The sequence below is a fragment of the Enterobacter sp. BIDMC109 genome, assembly GCF_001037885.1.
In the GTDB taxonomy this organism is placed as follows: Bacteria; Pseudomonadota; Gammaproteobacteria; order Enterobacterales; family Enterobacteriaceae; genus Enterobacter; species Enterobacter hormaechei_C.
Genome location: NZ_KQ090002.1, coordinates 203,968 through 223,782, shown reverse-complemented (window position 1 = coordinate 223,782; position 19,815 = coordinate 203,968). Strand labels below are relative to the sequence as shown.

Here is a 19,815-nt window from a genome sequence, read left to right as displayed (position 1 = left end):
GAAAATGGCCCAACACGACCAATTACACCGCTATCTGTTTGAACAATTCGCCGTGCGCGGCGAGCTGGTCACCGTATCCGAAACCTGGAAACAGATTCTGGAAAACCACAACTACCCGCTGCCGGTGAAAACCCTGTTGGGCGAACTGCTGGTTGCCACCAGCCTGCTGACCGCCACGCTGAAGTTCGCTGGCGATATTACCGTTCAGTTGCAGGGTGATGGCCCGATGTCGCTGGCGGTGATCAACGGCAATAACCAGCAGCAGATGCGCGGCGTGGCGCGCGTTCAGGGCGATATTCCTGAAAATGCGGATCTGAAAACGCTGGTCGGAAATGGCTACCTGGTTATCACGATCTCGCCTGAAGAGGGTGAGCGCTATCAGGGCGTGGTCGGTCTGGAAGGCGACACGCTTGCCGCCTGCCTGGAAGATTACTTCATGCGTTCCGAACAGCTGCCAACCCGCCTGTTCATCCGCACCGGTGAAGTGGATGGTCAGCCTGCTGCCGGTGGTATGCTGCTTCAGGTTCTGCCTGCGCAGGATGCGCAGACCAATGATTTCGAGCATCTGGCAACGCTGACGGAAACCATCAAAGCGGAAGAGCTGTTCACCCTGTCGGCGACCGACGTGCTGTGGCGTCTGTACCACGAAGAAGAAGTGACGGTTTACGATCCGCAGGATGTGGAATTTAAGTGCACCTGCTCTCGCGAGCGTTGTGCTGGCGCCCTGAAAACGCTGCCGGATGAAGAGATCGACAGCATCATGGCGGAAGACGGTGAGATCGATATGCACTGTGATTACTGCGGTACGCACTACGTGTTCAATTCCATGGATATCGCGGAGATCCGCAATAACGCCTCTCCAGCGGACCCGCAGGTTCACTAAACCTCTTTCCCCTCACCCTAACCCTCTCCCCAACGGGGAGAGGGAACTTGAACACCCTCACCCCTTTGGGTGAGGGGTAAAAAACGCCACCCAAGCTGAATCGTTTTCCCAATGTAACCCTTACGTAATTTTCTTACATGTATGCGATTACATTCACATTCTTCTGGATAAATTCACCAGAGATTAACCTTTTAAGAACATTTTCCCCATCCAAAAAGCGATTCCTGCGATAATCTGCCCGCCCTGTGACTGGAGTCGCAGCGTTTTCCGTTAGTAAGGGTTTTGACCAGATACGTAAATCTATGAGCCCCGTCGCGGTTAACATCCCCAGAAAAACCCTACAATTTCAGGCAGTACATATTGGCTAAGGAGCAGTGATATGCGTGTTAATGGTTTAACCCCGCAAGATCTCAAGGCTTATGGTATTCACGACGTCCAGGAAGTGGTCTACAACCCCGATTACGATACGCTGTATCAGGAAGAGCTCAATCCGGCACTGGAAGGATACGAGCGCGGTGTGTTGACGAACCTGGGTGCTATCGCCGTCGATACGGGTATTTTTACCGGTCGTTCGCCTAAAGATAAGTATATCGTCCGAGACGACACCACCCGCGATACGCTGTGGTGGGCTGATAAGGGCAAAGGGAAGAACGATAACAAACCGCTCTCCCCGGAAACCTGGCAGCATCTGAAAGGACTTGTCACCCATCAGCTTTCCGGCAAGCGTCTGTTTATTATTGATGCGTTCTGCGGCGCTAACGCCGACACCCGTCTCTCCGTACGGTTCATTACTGAAGTGGCCTGGCAGGCGCATTTCGTGAAGAACATGTTCATTCGTCCGACCGATGAAGAACTGCAAGACTTCACCCCTGACTTTATCGTGATGAACGGCGCGAAATGCACCAACCCGCAGTGGAAAGAGCAGGGTCTGAACTCCGAAAACTTCATCGCCTTCAACCTGACCGAGCGTATCCAGCTGATCGGCGGTACCTGGTACGGCGGCGAAATGAAGAAAGGGATGTTCTCGGTCATGAACTACCTGCTGCCGCTGCGCGGTATCGCCTCCATGCACTGCTCGGCGAACGTCGGGGAAAAAGGCGATGTAGCAGTGTTCTTCGGCCTTTCCGGCACCGGTAAAACAACGCTGTCCACCGATCCAAAACGTCGTCTGATTGGCGACGATGAACACGGCTGGGATGATGACGGCGTGTTTAACTTTGAAGGCGGCTGCTACGCGAAGACCATTCGCCTGTCGGAAGAGGCAGAGCCGGATATCTACCACGCGATTCGCCGCGATGCGCTGCTGGAAAACGTCACCGTGCGTGCTGATGGTTCTATCGACTTCGACGATGCCTCGAAAACGGAAAACACCCGCGTCTCTTACCCGATCTACCACATCGAGAACATCGTCAAGCCGGTATCGAAGGCGGGTCATGCCACGAAGGTGATTTTCCTGACCGCGGATGCGTTCGGCGTGCTGCCACCGGTTTCCCGCCTGACCGCCAGCCAGACGCAGTACCATTTCCTCTCCGGCTTTACCGCTAAACTGGCGGGTACCGAGCGCGGTGTGACCGAGCCAACCCCAACCTTCTCCGCCTGCTTCGGCGCGGCGTTCCTGTCGCTGCACCCAACGCAGTACGCGGAAGTGCTGGTGAAACGCATGCAGGCATCCGGCGCCCAGGCGTACCTGGTGAACACCGGCTGGAACGGTACGGGCAAACGTATCTCCATCAAAGATACACGCGCCATCATCGACGCGATTCTGGATGGTTCGCTGGATAACGCTGAGACCTTTACGCTGCCGATGTTCGATCTGGCGATCCCAACAGCGCTGCCGGGCGTGGATACACGTATCCTGGATCCGCGTAACACCTACGGTTCACCGGAACAGTGGCGTGAGAAGGCTGAATCGCTGGCGAAACTGTTTATCGAAAACTTCGAGAAGTACACCGACACCCCGGCCGGTGCTGCGCTGGTGAGTGCGGGACCAAGGTAAAAGCAAAAAGGCAACGAAAGTTGCCTTTTTTAATGTTTTCTCCCTCTCCCCGTGGGAGAGGGCCGGGGTGAGGGCATCAGGCCCCCCTTTTTTAACTCTCTTTCACCTGCCCCCGTAAAACCGGCACCGGTAACCACGCACGAATGCTCAAACCGCCCCGCTCGCTGGTGCCAATTTCCAGCAGTCCGTTATGGTTATCAACAATACGCTGCACAATCGCCAGGCCTAAGCCGGTTCCGCTGGTGCTGCGCGCGCTGTCGCCGCGCACAAATGGCTGGAACAGGTGCTTACGCTGCTCAGGCTTGATGCCCGGACCATCGTCTTCCACCTGAAACCAGGCGCGGTTGAGTTCCGTACCACTGCTGACTTTGATCCAGCCGTTGCCGTAGCGCGCCGCGTTGACCACCATATTCGCCACCGCGCGTTTAATGGAGAGCGGGTGCATACGTACCTGAATCTCACCTGCCTGAAGGTCGGTCGCAATTTCACGTTCGTAGCCGCTTTCGGCGGCAACCACTTCGCCCAGAACCGCATTCAGATCCGCCATCTCCATCGGCATCTCCTGCCCGGTGCGCAGGTAGTCGATAAACTGCTCGATGATGGCGTTACACTCTTCGATATCCTTGTTGATGGACTCTGCAAGATAACCATCCTGCTCGCCCATCATCTCTGTTGCCAGCCGGATACGCGTCAGCGGGGTGCGAAGGTCATGGCTGACCCCCGCCATCAGCAGCGTACGGTCGTCCGCCAGCTGTTTAACGCCTGCCGCCATGTGGTTAAACGCACGCGTTACCGAGCGCACTTCCGATGCGCCATACTCACGCAGCGGCGGTGGGATAATACCTTTACCGACCTGCAATGCCGCATGCTCCAGGTCGACCAGCGGTCGGTTCTGGATACGAATAAACAGCCATGCGCCACCGATGGCCAGCAGCATGATCGCCAGGGTGTATCGGAACAGCGGCGAGAAGTCGCCCTGATGAATCTCGGTGAGCGGAACGCGCACCCAGATGTTGGGTGACAGCCAGGTTTTCAGCCAGACAACCGGCGAGCTTTTATTGACCTCAACGCGCACTTCCGTCGGGCCGCCAAGCTGCTGCGCCATCTGCTGGCTAAGGAATTCATAGTGCTGCGCCCAGCGCAGGCCGGCATCTTCCGCCGCTTCGTTCGAGTAGAGAGAAATGCCCAGCTCACGGTAGATTTCCCGACGGAACGCCGGGGGAACAACCAACTGCGTGCCGTCCTCCAGTTGCAGTTTGTCGGTCATCAGCATACGCACTTCGTATGCCAGCACCTTATTAAACTGCTGAAGGCTCGGCAGGATTGCAAAGTTCAGCACCACCAGGTAGGTCGTCACCAGACTGACAAACAGCAGGGTGACGATCAATAACAGCGTGCGGGCAAACGAACTTCGCGGCGAGAAGCGCATTCGCCTCATGCTTTAGAGCCGTCCGGAACAAACACGTAGCCCAGACCCCACACGGTCTGAATATAACGAGGATGCGCCGGATCTTCTTCCACCATGCGGCGCAGACGAGAGATCTGCACGTCGATAGAACGCTCCATCGCGGAGTATTCACGACCACGCGCCAGGTTCATCAGCTTGTCACGGGAGAGCGGCTCACGCGGGTGACTGACCAGCGCTTTCAGCACCGCGAACTCGCCGCTGGTGAGCGGCATTGGCTCATCTTCACGGAACATTTCACGGGTGCCGAGGTTCAGCTTGAACTTACCGAATGCAATGACGGCCTCTTCCTGAGATGGCGCGCCCGGCAGCTCGTTCGCCTGACGACGCAGCACGGCGCGAATACGCGCCAGCAGTTCACGCGGGTTGAACGGCTTTGGAATGTAGTCATCAGCGCCGATCTCAAGGCCGACAATGCGGTCAACTTCTTCACCCTTCGCCGTCACCATGATGATCGGCATCGGGTTGCTCTGGCTGCGCAGACGGCGGCAAATAGAGAGCCCGTCTTCGCCAGGCAGCATCAGGTCCAACACCATCAGGTGGAAAGATTCACGCGTCAGCAGACGATCCATCTGTTCCGCGTTCGCGACGCTACGAACCTGGAAGCCCTGCTCGGTCAGATAACGTTCCAGCAGCGCACGCAGGCGCATGTCGTCATCTACGACCAGAATTTTGTAGTTCTCTTGCATTGTGTGTACTCCCAAAGGTTCGGATAAGCCTGGAACAGCGTATTCTAAAAAAGTGCACGGGTTCGACCAGCAAATTCTGGTATAAATTCTAGACGAAATTGTTACAAAGCATATTTAACAGCAGCTTATCTGTTCATTTCATCACATAAATCATTATTAATCTTGTCTGTTACACTGTGCGCTACGTATTGTGCGCAAAGACAGTTAACCGGCATTAAAGGCTGCACCATGAAAACGCCTCTGATCACCCGTGAAGGGTACGAGAAACTCAAAAAAGAGATGGATTACCTGTGGCGCGAAGAGCGTCCGGAAGTGACCAAAAAAGTCACCTGGGCAGCAAGCCTGGGCGACCGCAGCGAGAATGCGGACTACCAGTACAATAAAAAGCGGCTGCGCGAAATCGATCGCCGGGTACGCTACCTGACGAAGTGCCTCGAGAATCTCAAAATTGTCGATTACTCCCCGCAGCAGGAAGGTAAAGTCTTCTTCGGCGCGTGGGTCGAAATTGAAAACGACAGCGGCGACACCCTGCGTTTTCGTATCGTCGGCTACGATGAAATTTTCGGTCGTAAGGATTACATTTCTATCGACTCACCCATGGCCCGCGCCCTGCTGAAAAAAGAGGTAGGCGATTTAGCCGTTGTCCAGACGCCTGCGGGTGAAGCAAGCTGGTACGTCAACGAAATCGAGTATGTTAAATAGTCCGAGAGCGCCCTCCCCGGCTGGCATTTTTTGGTGTCAGCCCGTATAACTATCCCCCTGATTTTCGATCCACAAGATGAACTGACCATGATGAAAGAGTCGCTCTGCCGCATTATTGCGGGTGAACTTCAGGCCAGAGCCGAACAGGTAGAAGCTGCCGTTCGCCTGCTTGATGAAGGGAACACCGTGCCGTTTATTGCACGTTATCGTAAGGAAGTCACCGGCGGTCTGGATGACACGCAGCTGCGAAACCTGGAGACCCGTCTGGGCTATCTTCGCGAGCTGGAAGACCGACGTCAGGCGATCCTCAAATCTATCGGCGAGCAGGGCAAGCTGACCAGTGACCTGGAAAAAGCCATTAACGGTACCCTGAGTAAAACCGAGCTCGAAGACCTCTATCTGCCGTACAAACCGAAGCGCCGCACGCGCGGGCAAATTGCGATCGAAGCCGGCCTTGAGCCACTGGCCGATCTGCTGTGGAACGAACCGTCCCACGATCCGGAAACCGAAGCCGCCAAATTTATCGACGCCGATAAAGGCGTAGCAGACACCAAAGCCGCGCTGGACGGCGCTCGCTACATTCTGATGGAGCGCTTCGCCGAAGACGCGGCGCTGCTGGCCAAAGTGCGTGATTACCTGTGGAAGAACGCGCATATCGTCTCCACCGTGGTGTCCGGCAAAGAGGAAGAAGGCGCGAAATTCCGCGACTACTTCGATCACCACGAACCCATTTCTACCGCGCCGTCTCACCGCGCGCTGGCGATGTTCCGCGGCCGTAACGAAGGCGTGCTGCAACTCTCCCTGAATGCCGATCCACAGTTTGACGAGCCGCCAAAAGAGAGCCACTGCGAGCAGATCATTATCGACCATCTGGGCCTGCGCCTGAACAACGCCCCGGCGGACAGCTGGCGCAAAGGCGTGGTGAGCTGGACCTGGCGCATCAAGGTGCTGATGCACCTCGAAACCGAGCTGATGGGCACCGTGCGCGAGCGCGCCGAAGACGAAGCGATCAACGTCTTCGCCCGTAACCTGCACGACCTGCTGATGGCGGCGCCAGCTGGCCTGCGCGCCACCATGGGTCTCGATCCGGGTCTGCGTACCGGCGTGAAGGTGGCCGTGGTTGACGGCACCGGCAAGCTGGTTGCCACCGACACCATTTACCCGCACACTGGTCAGGCAGCGAAAGCGGCTGTCGTCGTCGCCGCGCTGTGCGAGAAGTACAACGTTGAGCTGGTTGCCATCGGTAACGGTACGGCGTCCCGCGAAACTGAACGTTTCTATCTCGACGTGCAGAAGCAGTTCCCGAAAGTGACGGCGCAGAAAGTGATCGTCAGTGAAGCGGGGGCATCTGTCTATTCCGCCTCGGAACTGGCAGCGCAGGAGTTCCCGGATCTGGACGTTTCCCTGCGCGGTGCGGTCTCTATCGCCCGTCGTTTGCAGGATCCGCTGGCGGAGCTGGTGAAGATTGACCCGAAATCCATCGGCGTGGGCCAGTATCAGCACGACGTGAGCCAGACGCAGCTGGCGCGTAAGCTGGATGCGGTGGTGGAAGACTGTGTTAACGCCGTCGGCGTGGACCTGAACACCGCTTCCGTGCCCCTGCTGACCCGCGTGGCGGGCCTGACCCGTATGATGGCGCAGAATATCGTCGCCTGGCGTGATGAAAACGGTCAGTTCCAGAACCGCCAGCAGCTGCTGAAGGTGAGCCGTCTGGGGCCAAAAGCATTTGAGCAGTGCGCGGGCTTCCTGCGCATCAACCACGGCGATAACCCGCTGGATGCCTCTACCGTTCACCCGGAAGCGTACCCTGTTGTTGAGCGCATCCTGGCCGCCACCCGGCAAGCGCTGAAAGACCTGATGGGCGACAGCAGCGCGCTGCGTAACCTGAAAGCGGTGGATTTCACCGACGAACAGTTCGGCGTGCCGACGGTCACTGACATCATCAAAGAGCTGGAAAAACCGGGCCGCGATCCGCGCCCTGAGTTTAAAACCGCGACCTTTGCTGAGGGCGTAGAAACCATGAACGACCTGCTGCCGGGCATGGTGCTGGAGGGGGCGGTAACCAACGTCACCAACTTTGGCGCGTTTGTGGATATCGGCGTGCATCAGGATGGTCTGGTGCATATCTCTTCCCTCGCCGACAAGTTCGTTGAAGATCCGCACACCGTGGTCAAAGCGGGCGACATCGTGAAGGTGAAAGTGCTGGAAGTGGATCTCCAGCGCAAGCGTATTGCCCTGACCATGCGTCTGGACGAGCAGCCGGGCGACACTAACTCGCGCCGTGGCGGTAATGGCGGTGGCCGTGAACAGCAGCGTCCGGCAGCGAAAGCCGCGAAGCCACGCGGACGTGACGCACAGCCGGCGGGCAACAGCGCGATGATGGATGCGCTGGCAGCGGCGATGGGTAAGAAACGCTAATGCTGTAAATGCCCGGTGGCGCGACGCTTACCGGGCCTACGGTTTTGTAGGCCGGGCAAACGCAGTGCCGCCCGGCAAGCAGGCCGCAGGGAATTAAAATAAATATGTTGTATCCATATTTAAACCACGAATTATCACCTCATTAACAAATAGCCCTCTTTTTATTTTCACCTCAATTTCGAAAATATTGAGCAAGGTCAAGCAGACCGCAAATTAATACAATTAACAACATCCCGTCACATTTTTATTATTGCTGATAAAAACTATTCTCATTATCATCGCAGTGTAGATTATTTAACCTATCGTGGAATCAGGCGCTATGCAATTCACTCCAGACAGTGCGTGGAAAATTATCGGTTTTACCCGTGAGATAAGCCCGGCCTATCGGCAGAAGCTCCTGTCACTGGGCATGCTACCCGGCTCATCATTCCAGGTTGTGCGCGTTGCGCCGTTGGGCGATCCAGTTCATATCGAAACCCGACGCGTTAATCTGGTTCTGCGTAAAAAAGATCTCGCATTAATTGAAATTGAATCTTTATCCCGTTAACAAGCCAGCGGTTTCAGTGAGTCTACTACAATGAAAAAATTAACTATTGGCTTAATTGGCAATCCTAATTCCGGCAAGACAACCTTATTTAATCAGTTAACCGGCGCACGCCAGCGTGTGGGAAATTGGGCAGGCGTGACGGTGGAACGCAAAGAAGGCCAGTTCACCACGACAGATAATCAGGTCACGCTGGTTGATTTACCGGGGACCTATTCCCTCACCACGATTTCATCGCAGACCTCTCTCGATGAGCAAATTGCCTGCCACTATATTCTGAGCGGCGACGCAGATCTGCTTATCAACGTGGTGGATGCCTCCAACCTCGAACGAAATCTGTATCTCACGTTACAGCTGCTGGAGTTGGGTATTCCCTGCATCGTGGCGCTTAACATGCTCGACATCGCGGAGAAGCAAAAGCTGCGCATCGACGTCGATGCCCTCTCCACCCGTCTGGGCTGCCCGGTGGTTCCGCTGGTTTCTACCCGCGCGCGCGGCATTGACGCCCTGAAGCTGGCGATTGACCGCCACACGGGCAATGCCGACGTCGAACTGGTGCACTACGCCCAGCCGCTGCTGCGCGAAGCCGGGCAGCTGGCGCAGGAGATGGACAACAGCATGCCCGCCAGACAACGTCTGTGGCTTGGCCTGCAAATGCTGGAAGGTGATATCTACAGCCGCGCCTACGCAGGCGATGCGGCGGATAAGCTGGACGTCGCACAGGCTCGCCTGAGCGACGAGCTGGATGACCCGGCCCTGCACATTGCGGATGCGCGCTATCAGGCCATTGCCGCTATCTGTGACGTGGTCAGCAATGCATTAACCGCTGAACCCAGCCGCTTCACCGCCGCCGTGGATAAGATTGTGCTCAACCGCTTCCTCGGTTTGCCGATCTTTTTACTGGTGATGTATGTGATGTTCCTGCTCGCCATTAACATCGGCGGTGCATTACAACCTATCTTTGATGGCGGCTCTGTCGCTATCTTCGTGCACGGTATTCAGTGGCTGGGCTACACCCTCCACTTCCCGGAATGGTTGACCATCTTCCTTGCGCAGGGGATCGGCGGCGGGATCAATACCGTCCTGCCGCTGGTGCCGCAGATCGGCATGATGTACCTGTTCCTCTCCTTCCTTGAGGATTCCGGTTACATGGCGCGCGCCGCCTTCGTGATGGACCGCCTGATGCAGGCGCTGGGGCTGCCGGGCAAATCCTTCGTGCCGCTGATTGTCGGCTTTGGCTGTAACGTGCCGTCAGTCATGGGCGCGCGTACGCTGGATGCCCCGCGCGAACGCCTGATGACCATCATGATGGCGCCGTTCATGTCCTGCGGCGCGCGGCTGGCGATCTTCGCGGTCTTTGCCGCGGCGTTCTTTGGTCAGGAAGGGGCGCTGGCCGTCTTCTCCCTGTATGTGCTGGGTATCGTGATGGCTATTCTCACCGGCCTGATGCTGAAGCACACCATCATGCGTGGCGAAGCGTCGCCGTTCGTGATGGAACTGCCGGTTTATCACGTTCCGCATCTGAAAAGCCTGATTATTCAGACATGGCAGCGCCTGAAGGGCTTCGTTCTGCGCGCCGGTAAGGTGATTGTGGTGGTCAGCATTTTCCTGAGCGCCCTGAACAGCTTCACTCTGAGCGGCCAGGCCGCGGACAACATTAATGACTCTGCCCTGGCCTCCGTCAGCCGGATCATTACGCCGGTCTTCAAACCGATTGGCGTTCAGGAAGACAACTGGCAGGCAACCGTGGGCCTGTTCACCGGCGCGATGGCAAAAGAGGTGGTTGTCGGCACCCTGAACACGCTTTACACCGCGGAAAACATCCAGGAAGAGGAATTTAATCCGGCAGCGTTCAACCTCGGCGATGAACTGCTTGGCGCGGTGGAAGAAACCTGGCAGAGCCTGAAAGACACCTTCAGCCTGAGCGTACTGGCGAACCCGATTGAAGCCAGCAAAGGCGACGGCGAAATGGCGACCGGAGCAATGGGCGTGATGGGCCAGAAATTTGGCAGCGCGTCGGCGGCCTACAGCTACCTGATCTTCGTCCTGCTCTATATTCCGTGCATCTCGGTCATGGGCGCCATTGCCCGTGAGTCCAGCCGCGGCTGGATGGGCTTCTCCATTCTGTGGGGGCTGAACATTGCCTACTCGCTGGCGACCGTGTTTTATCAGGCCGTCAATTACAGCCAGCATCCGCGCTACAGCCTGGTCTGTATCCTCGCGGTGATCCTGTTTAACGTGATGGTGATTGGCCTGCTGCGCCGGGCGCGTAGCCGCGTTGACGTTAACCTGCTGGCAACGCGCAAAACCCCGACGACCTGCTGTAGCAGCCCTGCGGGCGACTGTCACTGAGGGGAAGAAAGATGGCATCGTTGATTCAGATTCGTGACTTACTGGCGTTACAGGGACGAATGGAGGCGAAGCAGCTTAGCCTCAGCCTGCATACGCCGCAGCCGATGATCGATGCCATGCTGGAAAGGCTGGAGGCGATGGGGAAAGCCGTGCGCATCCAGGAAGAGCCGGACGGTTGTCTGTCCGGCAGTTGTAAGAGTTGTCCTGAAGGTAAAGCCTGTCTCAGGGAGTGGTGGACGCTTCGCTGATAAAACCGGACAGCGCCGAACAAAACTCAGCAGGATGAGAGATGAACGGCGCATGTGCCGCTTTGGCAACCACCATTGATTTACTCTCCGGCCACAGCGCATCCAGCAGCGGAACCACCTTGCGCGGAACCAGTCCATCCAGATAGCCATAAATACGCAGATGCGGCACCGTTAACGACGCCAGCGGCTCGCGCAGATCGGCCGTTTTCAGGATTTCCAGCCCTCCGTTCAGCACCTCAACCTCCGGCATCGGCAGAGAAAGCACCGTCTGCTTCAGCGTCCGCGCATCCTGACGGGCGGTTTCTGTTCCCATCGTCTGTAATGCCAGGAAACGCTCCACCGTCCGCTGGAAGTCTTCGCTCAGCTGATGCTGGAACCCGGCCAGCACCTCAGGTTTGATGCCCGGCCACGCCTCGCGGGCGCTGAAACAGGGTGATGAGGCAACGGTGATCAGCGCCTGGACCCGTTCAGGATGGCGCAGCGCAATCTGGCTTGCCACCAGCCCGCCCAGGCTCCAGCCGAGCCAGACGGCTTTTTGCGGCGTCGCCTCCAGAACCTGCTCCGCCATGTCGTCGAGCGTCATCGCGCCGTAGCCGTGGCTACGTCCATAGCCCGGTAGATCCACCAGGTGTACCGTGAATTGCGAGGCCAGTTCCTCACTTATGCAACGCCACACTTCGGCGTTCAGTCCCCATCCGTGCAGCAGCACAAGATGACAATTTCCCGTCCCAACGGTCTGCCACCACAGCGTCTTCATCAGTTAACGTTCTCTTTTTTCACATGGAGGTTGCGTATGCTAACAGTGCCCGGCTTATGCTGGCTATGCCGAATGCCACTTGCGATGAGCGCGTGGGGCGTCTGTTCCGTTTGCACGCGAGCACTGGGTTACCTGAAGGGCTGTCCGCAATGCGGCTTGCCTGCCGTAAGCCAGACGCTCCCCTGCGGCCGTTGCCTGAAAAAAGCGCCGCCGTGGAGCGCGCTGGTGGCGGTGGATGATTACGTTTTGCCGCTGAGTCGTCTGGTTCATCAGTTTAAGTTTTCCAGCCAGACTGCACTGGCGCAGCCCCTGGCACGCCTGTTGTTACTGGCGGTATTACAGGCGCGAAGAACGCGCGGGCTGCCGCCGGTCGACACGCTTGTGAACGTGCCACTGTTTCAGCGTCGGCACTGGCGGCGGGGATACAATCAGAGCGACCTGCTGTGTCGTCCGCTTGCCCGCTGGCTGGGTTGCCGGTGCCCCGCCTCTGCGCTGAAACGTACTCATGCCACTGCCGTTCAGCACCGGCTCAACGCCCGGTCGCGCAAAAGGAACCTGAAAAACGCCTTTCGCCTTGAATTGCCGGTCAACGGCCTCCATATCGCGATTGTGGATGATGTCGTCACCACGGGCAGTACCGTGGCTGAACTTTCCCGACTGCTTTTGCAAAGCGGCGCCGCGTCAGTTCAGGTATGGTGTCTGTGCCGTACCTTGTAGCCCTTCTTCAATGGGCGTATGATTATACCCAGGTAATTTAGTCAACTATTAGGCCAAAGCTATGATCCGTATTTCCGATTCTGCACAAGCGCACTTTGCCAAACTGCTGGCAAATCAGGAAGAAGGGACGCAGATCCGCGTGTTTGTGATCAATCCAGGCACTCCGAATGCAGAATGTGGTGTCTCTTATTGTCCTCCGGATGCTGTGGAAGCAACTGACACTGCCCTTAAATTTGAACAGCTCACCGCGTACGTTGATGAGCTGAGCGCGCCGTATCTTGAAGATGCGGAGATTGATTTCGTCACTGACCAGCTGGGTTCTCAGCTGACGCTGAAGGCGCCAAACGCGAAGATGCGTAAAGTTTCTGACGATGCCCCGCTGATGGAGCGTGTGGAATATCTGCTGCAATCGCAGATCAACCCGCAGCTGGCCGGCCACGGGGGACGTGTTTCCCTGATGGAAATCACCGAAGATGGTCTGGCGATCCTGCAATTCGGCGGCGGCTGTAACGGCTGCTCCATGGTTGATGTAACCCTGAAAGAAGGGATCGAGAAGCAGCTGCTGAACGAATTTCCGGAACTGAAAGGCGTGCGCGATCTGACCGAGCACCAGCGCGGCGAGCACTCTTACTACTGATTCAGTCCCCGTCTGTATTGCCCGGTGGCGCTGCGCTTACCGGGCCTACTTTTTCTTGCCTCCCCCTCTGTATGTTGACCTGCGTCTCATAATTCAAATTTTGCCTCCCTGGGTGATTCTCAATCACCGCATGTTACCCGTATCATTCTCGTGGGCACTCAACACCCTTATAACAGCCGACTAAACTTAACGTTTTCGCAGGCATCAGTATGAGTGCCGTTAACACTCTGTTCCCAGTTGGGACAACCGGAATTTGTCGTTGAAACAATGACGTTACCCATAACAATTCAAAGGCCAGGTCAATCATGCCATTAGTCATCGTCGCTATCGGTGTTGTGTTATTACTGCTCTTGATGATCCGCTTCAAAATGAACGGATTTATCGCTCTGGTTCTGGTGGCACTTGCAGTCGGTCTGATGCAGGGAATGCCGCTGGTTAAAGTTATCAGCTCCATTAAAGCCGGTGTCGGCGGTACGCTCGGCAGCCTGGCGCTGATCATGGGCTTCGGCGCCATGCTCGGTAAAATGCTCGCGGACTGCGGTGGCGCACAGCGTATTGCCACCACGCTGATCGACAAATTTGGTAAGAAGAACATTCAATGGGCGGTGGTGTTAACCGGTTTTACCGTCGGTTTCGCGCTGTTCTATGAAGTGGGCTTCGTGCTGATGCTGCCGCTGGTGTTCACCATCGCCGCTGCCGCCAACATCCCGCTGCTGTTCGTGGGTGTGCCGATGGCTGCGGCGCTGTCCGTCACCCACGGTTTCCTGCCGCCGCACCCGGGCCCAACGGCTATCGCCACCATCTTCCATGCCGATATGGGTAAAACCCTGCTGTTTGGTACGATTCTGGCGATCCCGACGGTGATTCTGGCAGGCCCGGTGTATGCGCGCTTCCTGAAAGGCATTGATAAGCCTATCCCGGAAGGGCTGTACAGCGCCAAAACCTTTACTGAAGAAGAGATGCCAGGCTTTGGCGTCAGCGTCTGGACCTCACTGGTACCGGTGATCCTGATGGCGATGCGTGCCATAGCAGAGATGGTTCTGCCGAAAGGTCACGCGTTCCTGTCCGTTGCGGAGTTCCTGGGCGACCCGGTGATGGCGACGCTGATTGCGGTCCTGATCGCCATGTTCACCTTCGGTCTTAACCGTGGCCGTTCCATGGATCAGATCAACGACACGCTGACTTCTTCCATCAAAATCATTGCCATGATGCTGCTGATCATCGGCGGTGGCGGCGCGTTCAAGCAGGTGCTGGTCGACAGCGGCGTGGATAAATACATCGCTGCCATGATGCATGAAACCAACGTCTCCCCGCTGCTGATGGCATGGTCTATCGCCGCGGTGTTGCGTATCGCGCTGGGCTCTGCGACCGTTGCGGCGATTACCGCGGGCGGTATCGTTGCGCCGCTGATTGCGACCACGGGCGTAAGCCCTGAGCTGATGGTTATCGCGGTTGGTTCCGGGAGCGTGATTTTCTCCCACGTGAACGATCCGGGCTTCTGGCTGTTCAAGGAGTACTTCAACCTGACCATCGGTGAAACCATCAAGTCCTGGTCCGCGCTGGAAACCATTATTTCGGTGTGCGGTCTGGTCGGGGTGCTGCTGTTGAATATGGTGGTTTGATGTATTAAGTCGGGTGGCGGCTATGCCTTACCCGACCTACTGAATGCACGTAGGCCCGGTAAGCGTTAGCGCCACCGGGCAATAAAAAACCCGCCAGAGGCGGGTTTTTTATCACTTCTTCGCGGCTGCTTTTCGCCGTTTATCCAAATCCTTAATCAACCTGTTCACCCCGTCATCGGCAAACATCGCTTCAAGCGTTGTGGACAGCTTGCGACGCCAGTTTTTGTACTGATAGCTGGTGCCGGGGATGTTTACCGGCTCCGCCATATCAATCCAGTCTTCCGGTTGCAGACCGAGCAACGCGCTGTTGCTGTCGGCAATATAGCGCTGTAAGCCACGGTTAAGCGTTGGCGTCATCGACATCAGCGACGCCTTATGCCCGGCGCGCTTCGGCAGACAGCCATGCTTATGCAGCGCATCCAGCAGCCCCTGCTTCGCCAGCTCGCGATCCTGATACAGCCCACGCAGAACCTCTTCATCCGGGTAGAGACCCAGCGTTTTGCCGAGCGTCAGGTCGCCGCTTTCCCAGTAGCCTCTGAGCGTAGGAAGATCATGCGTCGTCGCGACTGCCATTGACTGTTCAGGGTACGCTTTCGGCGCGCGGAAGGTTTTCTCATGGTCGTTTTCAAAATAGAGCACTTTGTAGGAGTAAACCCCGCTGTCGCGGAGCTTGCTGACAATTTCCACCGGCACGGTACCGAGATCTTCGCCAATCACCATGCACTGATGACGTTTACTCTCCAGCGCGAGGATTGAGAGCAGATCGTCCACCGGATACTGCACGTACGCCCCGTGGTCAGCCGTTTCACCGTACGGGATCCACCACAGGCGCAGCACGGACATCACGTGGTCGATACGCAACGCACCGCAGTTCTTCATGTTAGCGCGCAGCAGGTCGATAAACGGCTCGTAGGCACGCGCCGCCATCACGTGCGGATCCATCGGCGGTAAGCCCCAGTTCTGACCAAGCGGGCCCAGAATATCCGGCGGCGCCCCCACAGAAGCTTTCAGGCAGTAAAGTTCACGGTCACACCAGGTTTCCGCCCCGCCTTCCGCCACGCCGACAGCCAGATCGCGATACAACCCGATCGGCATGTTATAGCCCTGGCTCACCTGCCAGCAGGCGGCAAACTGGCTGTACGCCAGCCACTGCAACCAGAGATAGAAATCCACCTCGTCGGCATGCGTCTCACAGAATGCCTTCACTTCCGGGGTATCAACGGACTGATAGGCTTCCGGCCACACCGGCCAGCCCCAGCGCATCTCGTCCTCCTGAACCTGATACGCATGCAGCGCATCAAACGCTGCCTGCCAGTAAAGGCTCTCGCCTTCCTGCATCACAAACTGGCGGAAGGCTGCCATCTGCTCGTCGTCACGCTTCGCAAAGCCCTTCCAGGCCAGACGCAGAGCCGCCATTTTCAGCGCGGTAACGGAGGCGTAATCAACCCAGTCCGCATCGCGGGCCTGTTTCAGCAGCTGTTGCGTGGTCTCAAGCTTCCACCACGCCTGCGCCTCTTTGCTGTTTTTGAAATCGTCTAACGCGTTAACGTCGATGTAAATCACGTTCAGCCAGCGGCGGGAAGACGGGCTGTACGGGCTGGCGCTTTCCGGATTCGCCGGATAGAGGGCGTGGATCGGGTTGAGGCCGATGAACGCGCCGCCGCGCTCACCAACAGATGCCAGCATCTTTTTCAGGTCGCCGAAATCGCCAATGCCCCAGTTGCTGTCCGAACGCAGGGTATAGAGCTGCACGCAGGCGCCCCACAGCTTTTTGCCTTCACGCAGCGCCTGCGGCTCATAGCAGCGCTTTGGCGCCACAATCACCCGACAGTGAAAACGCTGGTCGTCCCGGGTCAGCGTAAGCGTGTGGTAGCCCTCCGGCAGCTTCGCCGGAAGGTTAAGGGTTTTGCCGCCGGTGGCATGGCCTTTGTGCTGATGCCCCTCTTCGGTGGTGAGCAGCCAGCTGAACTCGCCGCGCCCTTCCACCGCCAGCGGCATCTTTTTGCCCGCGGTAAAGACCTTGACGTTCGGCACCGGCGCACCCGACGCTTTCGCGTCGGTTTTGTGCATGGCATCCAGCAAACGTCTTTTGGTGTCCGCACCAATAGACTGCGGTTTGCCGTGCGCATTGATGTAACTGAGGCTAATTCCCGCCGCCTGCGCGGCACTGTCCAGACGTTTACTCTCCATCGCGCTTCCTTAGCGTTTTGCCTGCCAGATACGAGCCTGATAATCACGGATTGAGCGGTCAGAGCTGAACATACCGCAGCGCGCGGTGTTCAGGATACACGCGCGGGTCCAGGCATCCTGGTCGCGATACAGCACGTCGACCTGCTTCTGCGCTTCAACGTAAGCCGAGAAGTCAGCCATCACCAGGTACGGGTCGCCGCCCTGTTTGTCCATGCTGTGCAGCATCTGGTCAAACGCGTGCTTGTCGCCGTCGCTGTACTTCCCGCTTTCCAGCTCTTTGAGCACCGCATCCAGCACTTTATCTTTTTTACGCCATTTCACCGGGTCGTACCCTTTGGCTTTGATGGCTTTCACTTCTTCAACAGTATGGCCGAAGATAAAGATGTTCTCTTCGCCGACCTTCTCGGCGATTTCGACGTTCGCACCGTCCAGCGTGCCGACGGTCAGCGCGCCGTTCAGGGCCAGCTTCATGTTGCCGGTACCGGACGCTTCTTTACCGGCGGTAGAGATCTGCTCGGAAATATCCGCCGCCGGGATCAGCATTTCAGCCGCAGAAACGCAGTAGTCCGGCAGGAACACCACCTTCAGCTTGTCGCCCACTTTCGGATCGCTGTTGATCGCCGCCGCCACTTTATTAATGGCAAGGATAATGTTTTTCGCCAGGTAGTAGCCCGGCGCCGCTTTCGCACCGAACAGGAACACGCGCGGGACGCGGTCGGCCTGCGGGTTCTCGCGGATCTCTTTGTACAGCGCCAGAATGTGCAGCAGGTTCAGGTGCTGACGTTTGTACTCGTGCAGTCGTTTGATCTGGATATCGAAAATCGCATTCGGGTTGATCTCAATTCCGGTGCGCATTTTCACAAACTCGGCCAGACGAACCTTGTTCTCCAGCTTAATGGCGCGGTACTGCTCGCGGAACTTCGCGTTGTCGGCCTGTTTTTCCAGGTTGATGAGCTGGTCCAGGTCGTTGGCCCACTCTTTCTTCAGGGTCTTGTCCAGCAGGCCGGCCAGCAGCGGGTTGCACTGCTTAATCCAGCGACGCGGCGTGATGCCGTTGGTCACGTTATGGAATTTGGTCGGCCACAGCTGGTGGTATTCCGGGAAGAGATCTTTCACCACCAGATCCGAGTGCAGCGCGGCCACGCCGTTCACCGCAAAGCCGCTGACCACGCACATGTTCGCCATGCGCACCTGCTTGTCGTGCACAACGGCCAGCTTCGCCCAGACGGCCTTATCGCCCGGCCAGGTTTTCTCCACCAGCGTTTTGAACTGGTCGTTAATCTTGTTGATGATCTGCATATGGCGCGGCAGCAGCGTTTTCACCAGCTTCTCATCCCAGCACTCGAGCGCTTCCGGCATCAGGGTGTGGTTGGTGTAGGCGAAGGTGCGGCTGGTAATGGCCCAGGCGTCGTCCCAGCTCAGCTGATGCTCGTCGATCAGCACGCGCAGCAGCTCCGGGATCGCAATGGTCGGATGCGTGTCGTTAAGCTGAATAACTTCGAAGTCCGGCAGCTGAGCCAGCTTGCGGCCCGCCAAGTGGTGGCGACGCAGAATATCCGCCACGGAGCAGGCGCACTGGAAGTACTGCTGCATCAGACGCAGCTTTTTACCCGCCAGATGATTATCGTTCGGGTAGAGGACTTTGGTCAGCTTCTCGGCGTCGATCCCCTGCTGCTCGGCGCGCAGGAAATCACCGTCGTTGAATTTGGTCAGGTTAAACGGATGCGCGTGTTTCGCCTGCCACAGGCGCAGCGGCTGCGCCACGCCGTTACGGTAGCCGAGTACCGGCAGGTCCCAGGCTTCACCGGTAATGGTGAACGCCGGTTCCCAGAGCCCCTGCTTTGTGACTTTCCCGCCAATCCCGACCTGCACATCCAGCTGCGCGTTGTGGCGGAACCACGGATAGGTATTGCGGTGCCAGTCGTCCGGCGCTTCCATCTGATGGCCGTCGGCAAATGACTGACGGAACAGGCCGTACTGATAGTTCAGGCCATAGCCAATCGCCGACTGACCCACGGTTGCCATGGAATCCAGGAAGCAGGCTGCCAGACGTCCCAAGCCGCCGTTGCCCAGCGCCGGGTCAATCTCTTCTTCCAGCAGATCGGTCAGGTTGATGTCGTGTTCTTTCAGCACGTCACCGACCTCCTGATACCAGCCAAGGTTCAGCAGATTGTTGCCCGTCAGACGACCAATCAGGAACTCCATCGAAATGTAGTTGACGTGACGCTGGCCTTTCACAGGCTTCGCCACAGGCTGAGCGTCCAGCTGCTCTGCGAGCGCCCCGCTCACCGCCTGCCACCACTGGTGAGGCGTCATCTCGTTTGCAGCATGAAGGCCAAAACGCTGCCACTGACGCGTCAGGGCAGCCTGAAATTGAGCTTTGTTGAAAGTAGGCTGTGACATAGGGAATCGGCATCCTGTAGAGAGAAAACACATTTGGCGCTAGTGTGCCTGGCTCATTGCGCCTCTTCCTCCTCCTGTCGGGGATTAGGCAGGGAGGAGTAGCGGGGATGAGCATAAAAGTGTGATCGAGGCCACTGTGTAAGTGTGCGCTTCGCGGAAAAAGCGATCCCGGAAGAGCGTCAAAGAAATGAA

Annotated in this window: 15 protein-coding genes; 10 read left to right on the top strand and 5 right to left on the bottom strand. The window is 57.2% G+C overall.

The window, feature by feature from the left end; translation table 11 throughout:
• Positions 1-4 precede the first annotated feature (4 nt).
• Positions 5-883 carry an Hsp33 family molecular chaperone HslO gene (hslO, locus tag SK62_RS00980; protein WP_023304550.1) on the top strand — a complete coding sequence of 293 codons (879 nt, stop codon included), beginning with the start codon at positions 5-7 and terminating at the stop codon, positions 881-883.
• A 379-nt stretch (positions 884-1,262) separates the two neighbouring features.
• Positions 1,263-2,879, top strand: a complete 1,617-nt coding sequence (gene pckA / locus SK62_RS00975) for a phosphoenolpyruvate carboxykinase (ATP) (protein WP_015571439.1) — start codon at positions 1,263-1,265, stop codon at positions 2,877-2,879.
• 91 nt (positions 2,880-2,970) lie between these two features.
• Here pckA and envZ read toward each other — a convergent pair whose 3' ends face one another.
• Both envZ and ompR read right to left on the bottom strand, forming a co-directional pair.
• Positions 2,971-4,317 carry a two-component system sensor histidine kinase EnvZ gene (gene envZ, locus SK62_RS00970; protein ID WP_003861615.1) on the bottom strand — a complete coding sequence of 449 codons (1,347 nt, stop codon included), beginning with the start codon at positions 4,315-4,317 and terminating at the stop codon, positions 2,971-2,973.
• The gene (gene ompR, locus SK62_RS00965; RefSeq protein WP_001157751.1) at positions 4,314-5,033 is read right to left on the bottom strand and encodes an osmolarity response regulator transcription factor OmpR; all 720 of its coding nucleotides are present in this window, start codon (positions 5,031-5,033) and stop codon (positions 4,314-4,316) included. Before ompR ends, envZ begins: the two co-directional genes overlap by 4 nt.
• 228 nt (positions 5,034-5,261) lie before the next feature.
• Between ompR and greB the strand changes: the two genes are divergently transcribed.
• The 5 genes from greB to feoC all read left to right on the top strand — a co-directional run bounded on the left by greB (position 5,262) and on the right by feoC (position 11,297).
• Complete coding sequence (gene greB, locus SK62_RS00960; protein ID WP_017384149.1) at positions 5,262-5,735, top strand: transcription elongation factor GreB; 474 nt, start codon at positions 5,262-5,264, stop codon at positions 5,733-5,735.
• Between the two features lie 87 nt (positions 5,736-5,822).
• On the top strand, positions 5,823-8,153 hold the full coding sequence (locus SK62_RS00955) for a Tex family protein (protein ID WP_047718154.1): 2,331 nt from the start codon (positions 5,823-5,825) through the stop codon (positions 8,151-8,153).
• A gap of 319 nt (positions 8,154-8,472) precedes the next feature.
• Positions 8,473-8,700 (top strand): ferrous iron transporter A, encoded by a 228-nt coding sequence (feoA, locus tag SK62_RS00950; protein ID WP_015571441.1) that lies wholly within the window; start codon positions 8,473-8,475, stop codon positions 8,698-8,700.
• A gap of 30 nt (positions 8,701-8,730) precedes the next feature.
• Positions 8,731-11,049 (top strand): Fe(2+) transporter permease subunit FeoB, encoded by a 2,319-nt coding sequence (gene feoB, locus SK62_RS00945; RefSeq protein ID WP_045328496.1) that lies wholly within the window; start codon positions 8,731-8,733, stop codon positions 11,047-11,049.
• A gap of 11 nt (positions 11,050-11,060) precedes the next feature.
• Complete coding sequence (gene feoC, locus SK62_RS00940) at positions 11,061-11,297, top strand: [Fe-S]-dependent transcriptional repressor FeoC (protein WP_039269603.1); 237 nt, start codon at positions 11,061-11,063, stop codon at positions 11,295-11,297.
• Here feoC and bioH read toward each other — a convergent pair.
• Entirely contained in the window at positions 11,272-12,054 is a 783-nt protein-coding gene (bioH, locus tag SK62_RS00935; RefSeq protein WP_039269602.1) for a pimeloyl-ACP methyl ester esterase BioH, read from the bottom strand. The two genes, feoC and bioH, sit on opposite strands and share 26 nt — an antisense overlap.
• Before the next feature lie 36 nt (positions 12,055-12,090).
• Between bioH and gntX the strand changes: the two genes are divergently transcribed.
• The 3 genes from gntX to gntT all read left to right on the top strand — a co-directional run bounded on the left by gntX (position 12,091) and on the right by gntT (position 15,030).
• Complete coding sequence (gene gntX / locus SK62_RS00930; RefSeq protein ID WP_047718151.1) at positions 12,091-12,771, top strand: DNA utilization protein GntX; 681 nt, start codon at positions 12,091-12,093, stop codon at positions 12,769-12,771.
• A 61-nt stretch (positions 12,772-12,832) separates the two neighbouring features.
• On the top strand, positions 12,833-13,408 hold the full coding sequence (gene nfuA, locus SK62_RS00925) for a Fe-S biogenesis protein NfuA (protein WP_003861601.1): 576 nt from the start codon (positions 12,833-12,835) through the stop codon (positions 13,406-13,408).
• 305 nt (positions 13,409-13,713) lie between these two features.
• Positions 13,714-15,030, top strand: coding sequence for a gluconate transporter (gntT, locus tag SK62_RS00920; protein ID WP_017384145.1), 1,317 nt, complete (start codon positions 13,714-13,716; stop codon positions 15,028-15,030).
• A 111-nt stretch (positions 15,031-15,141) separates the two neighbouring features.
• Here gntT and malQ read toward each other — a convergent pair whose 3' ends face one another.
• Together malQ and malP are read right to left on the bottom strand one after the other, a co-directional pair.
• Entirely contained in the window at positions 15,142-17,220 is a 2,079-nt protein-coding gene (gene malQ, locus SK62_RS00915) for a 4-alpha-glucanotransferase (RefSeq protein WP_017384144.1), read from the bottom strand.
• A gap of 9 nt (positions 17,221-17,229) precedes the next feature.
• Entirely contained in the window at positions 17,230-19,623 is a 2,394-nt protein-coding gene (malP, locus tag SK62_RS00910; protein ID WP_045348707.1) for a maltodextrin phosphorylase, read from the bottom strand.
• Between the last annotated feature and the right edge of the window lie 192 nt (positions 19,624-19,815).

Excerpts from the sequence above, each read along its gene's own strand:
- hslO (WP_023304550.1), top strand. The coding sequence starts at position 5 with ATGGCCCAACACGACCAATTACACCGCTATCTGTTTGAACAATTCGCC.
- pckA (WP_015571439.1), top strand. The coding sequence starts at position 1,263 with ATGCGTGTTAATGGTTTAACCCCGCAAGATCTCAAGGCTTATGGTATT.
- envZ (WP_003861615.1), bottom strand. The coding sequence starts at position 4,317 with ATGAGGCGAATGCGCTTCTCGCCGCGAAGTTCGTTTGCCCGCACGCTG.
- ompR (WP_001157751.1), bottom strand. The coding sequence starts at position 5,033 with ATGCAAGAGAACTACAAAATTCTGGTCGTAGATGACGACATGCGCCTG.
- greB (WP_017384149.1), top strand. The coding sequence starts at position 5,262 with ATGAAAACGCCTCTGATCACCCGTGAAGGGTACGAGAAACTCAAAAAA.
- SK62_RS00955 (WP_047718154.1), top strand. The coding sequence starts at position 5,823 with ATGATGAAAGAGTCGCTCTGCCGCATTATTGCGGGTGAACTTCAGGCC.
- feoA (WP_015571441.1), top strand. The coding sequence starts at position 8,473 with ATGCAATTCACTCCAGACAGTGCGTGGAAAATTATCGGTTTTACCCGT.
- feoB (WP_045328496.1), top strand. The coding sequence starts at position 8,731 with ATGAAAAAATTAACTATTGGCTTAATTGGCAATCCTAATTCCGGCAAG.
- feoC (WP_039269603.1), top strand. The coding sequence starts at position 11,061 with ATGGCATCGTTGATTCAGATTCGTGACTTACTGGCGTTACAGGGACGA.
- bioH (WP_039269602.1), bottom strand. The coding sequence starts at position 12,054 with ATGAAGACGCTGTGGTGGCAGACCGTTGGGACGGGAAATTGTCATCTT.
- gntX (WP_047718151.1), top strand. The coding sequence starts at position 12,091 with ATGCTAACAGTGCCCGGCTTATGCTGGCTATGCCGAATGCCACTTGCG.
- nfuA (WP_003861601.1), top strand. The coding sequence starts at position 12,833 with ATGATCCGTATTTCCGATTCTGCACAAGCGCACTTTGCCAAACTGCTG.
- gntT (WP_017384145.1), top strand. The coding sequence starts at position 13,714 with ATGCCATTAGTCATCGTCGCTATCGGTGTTGTGTTATTACTGCTCTTG.
- malQ (WP_017384144.1), bottom strand. The coding sequence starts at position 17,220 with ATGGAGAGTAAACGTCTGGACAGTGCCGCGCAGGCGGCGGGAATTAGC.
- malP (WP_045348707.1), bottom strand. The coding sequence starts at position 19,623 with ATGTCACAGCCTACTTTCAACAAAGCTCAATTTCAGGCTGCCCTGACG.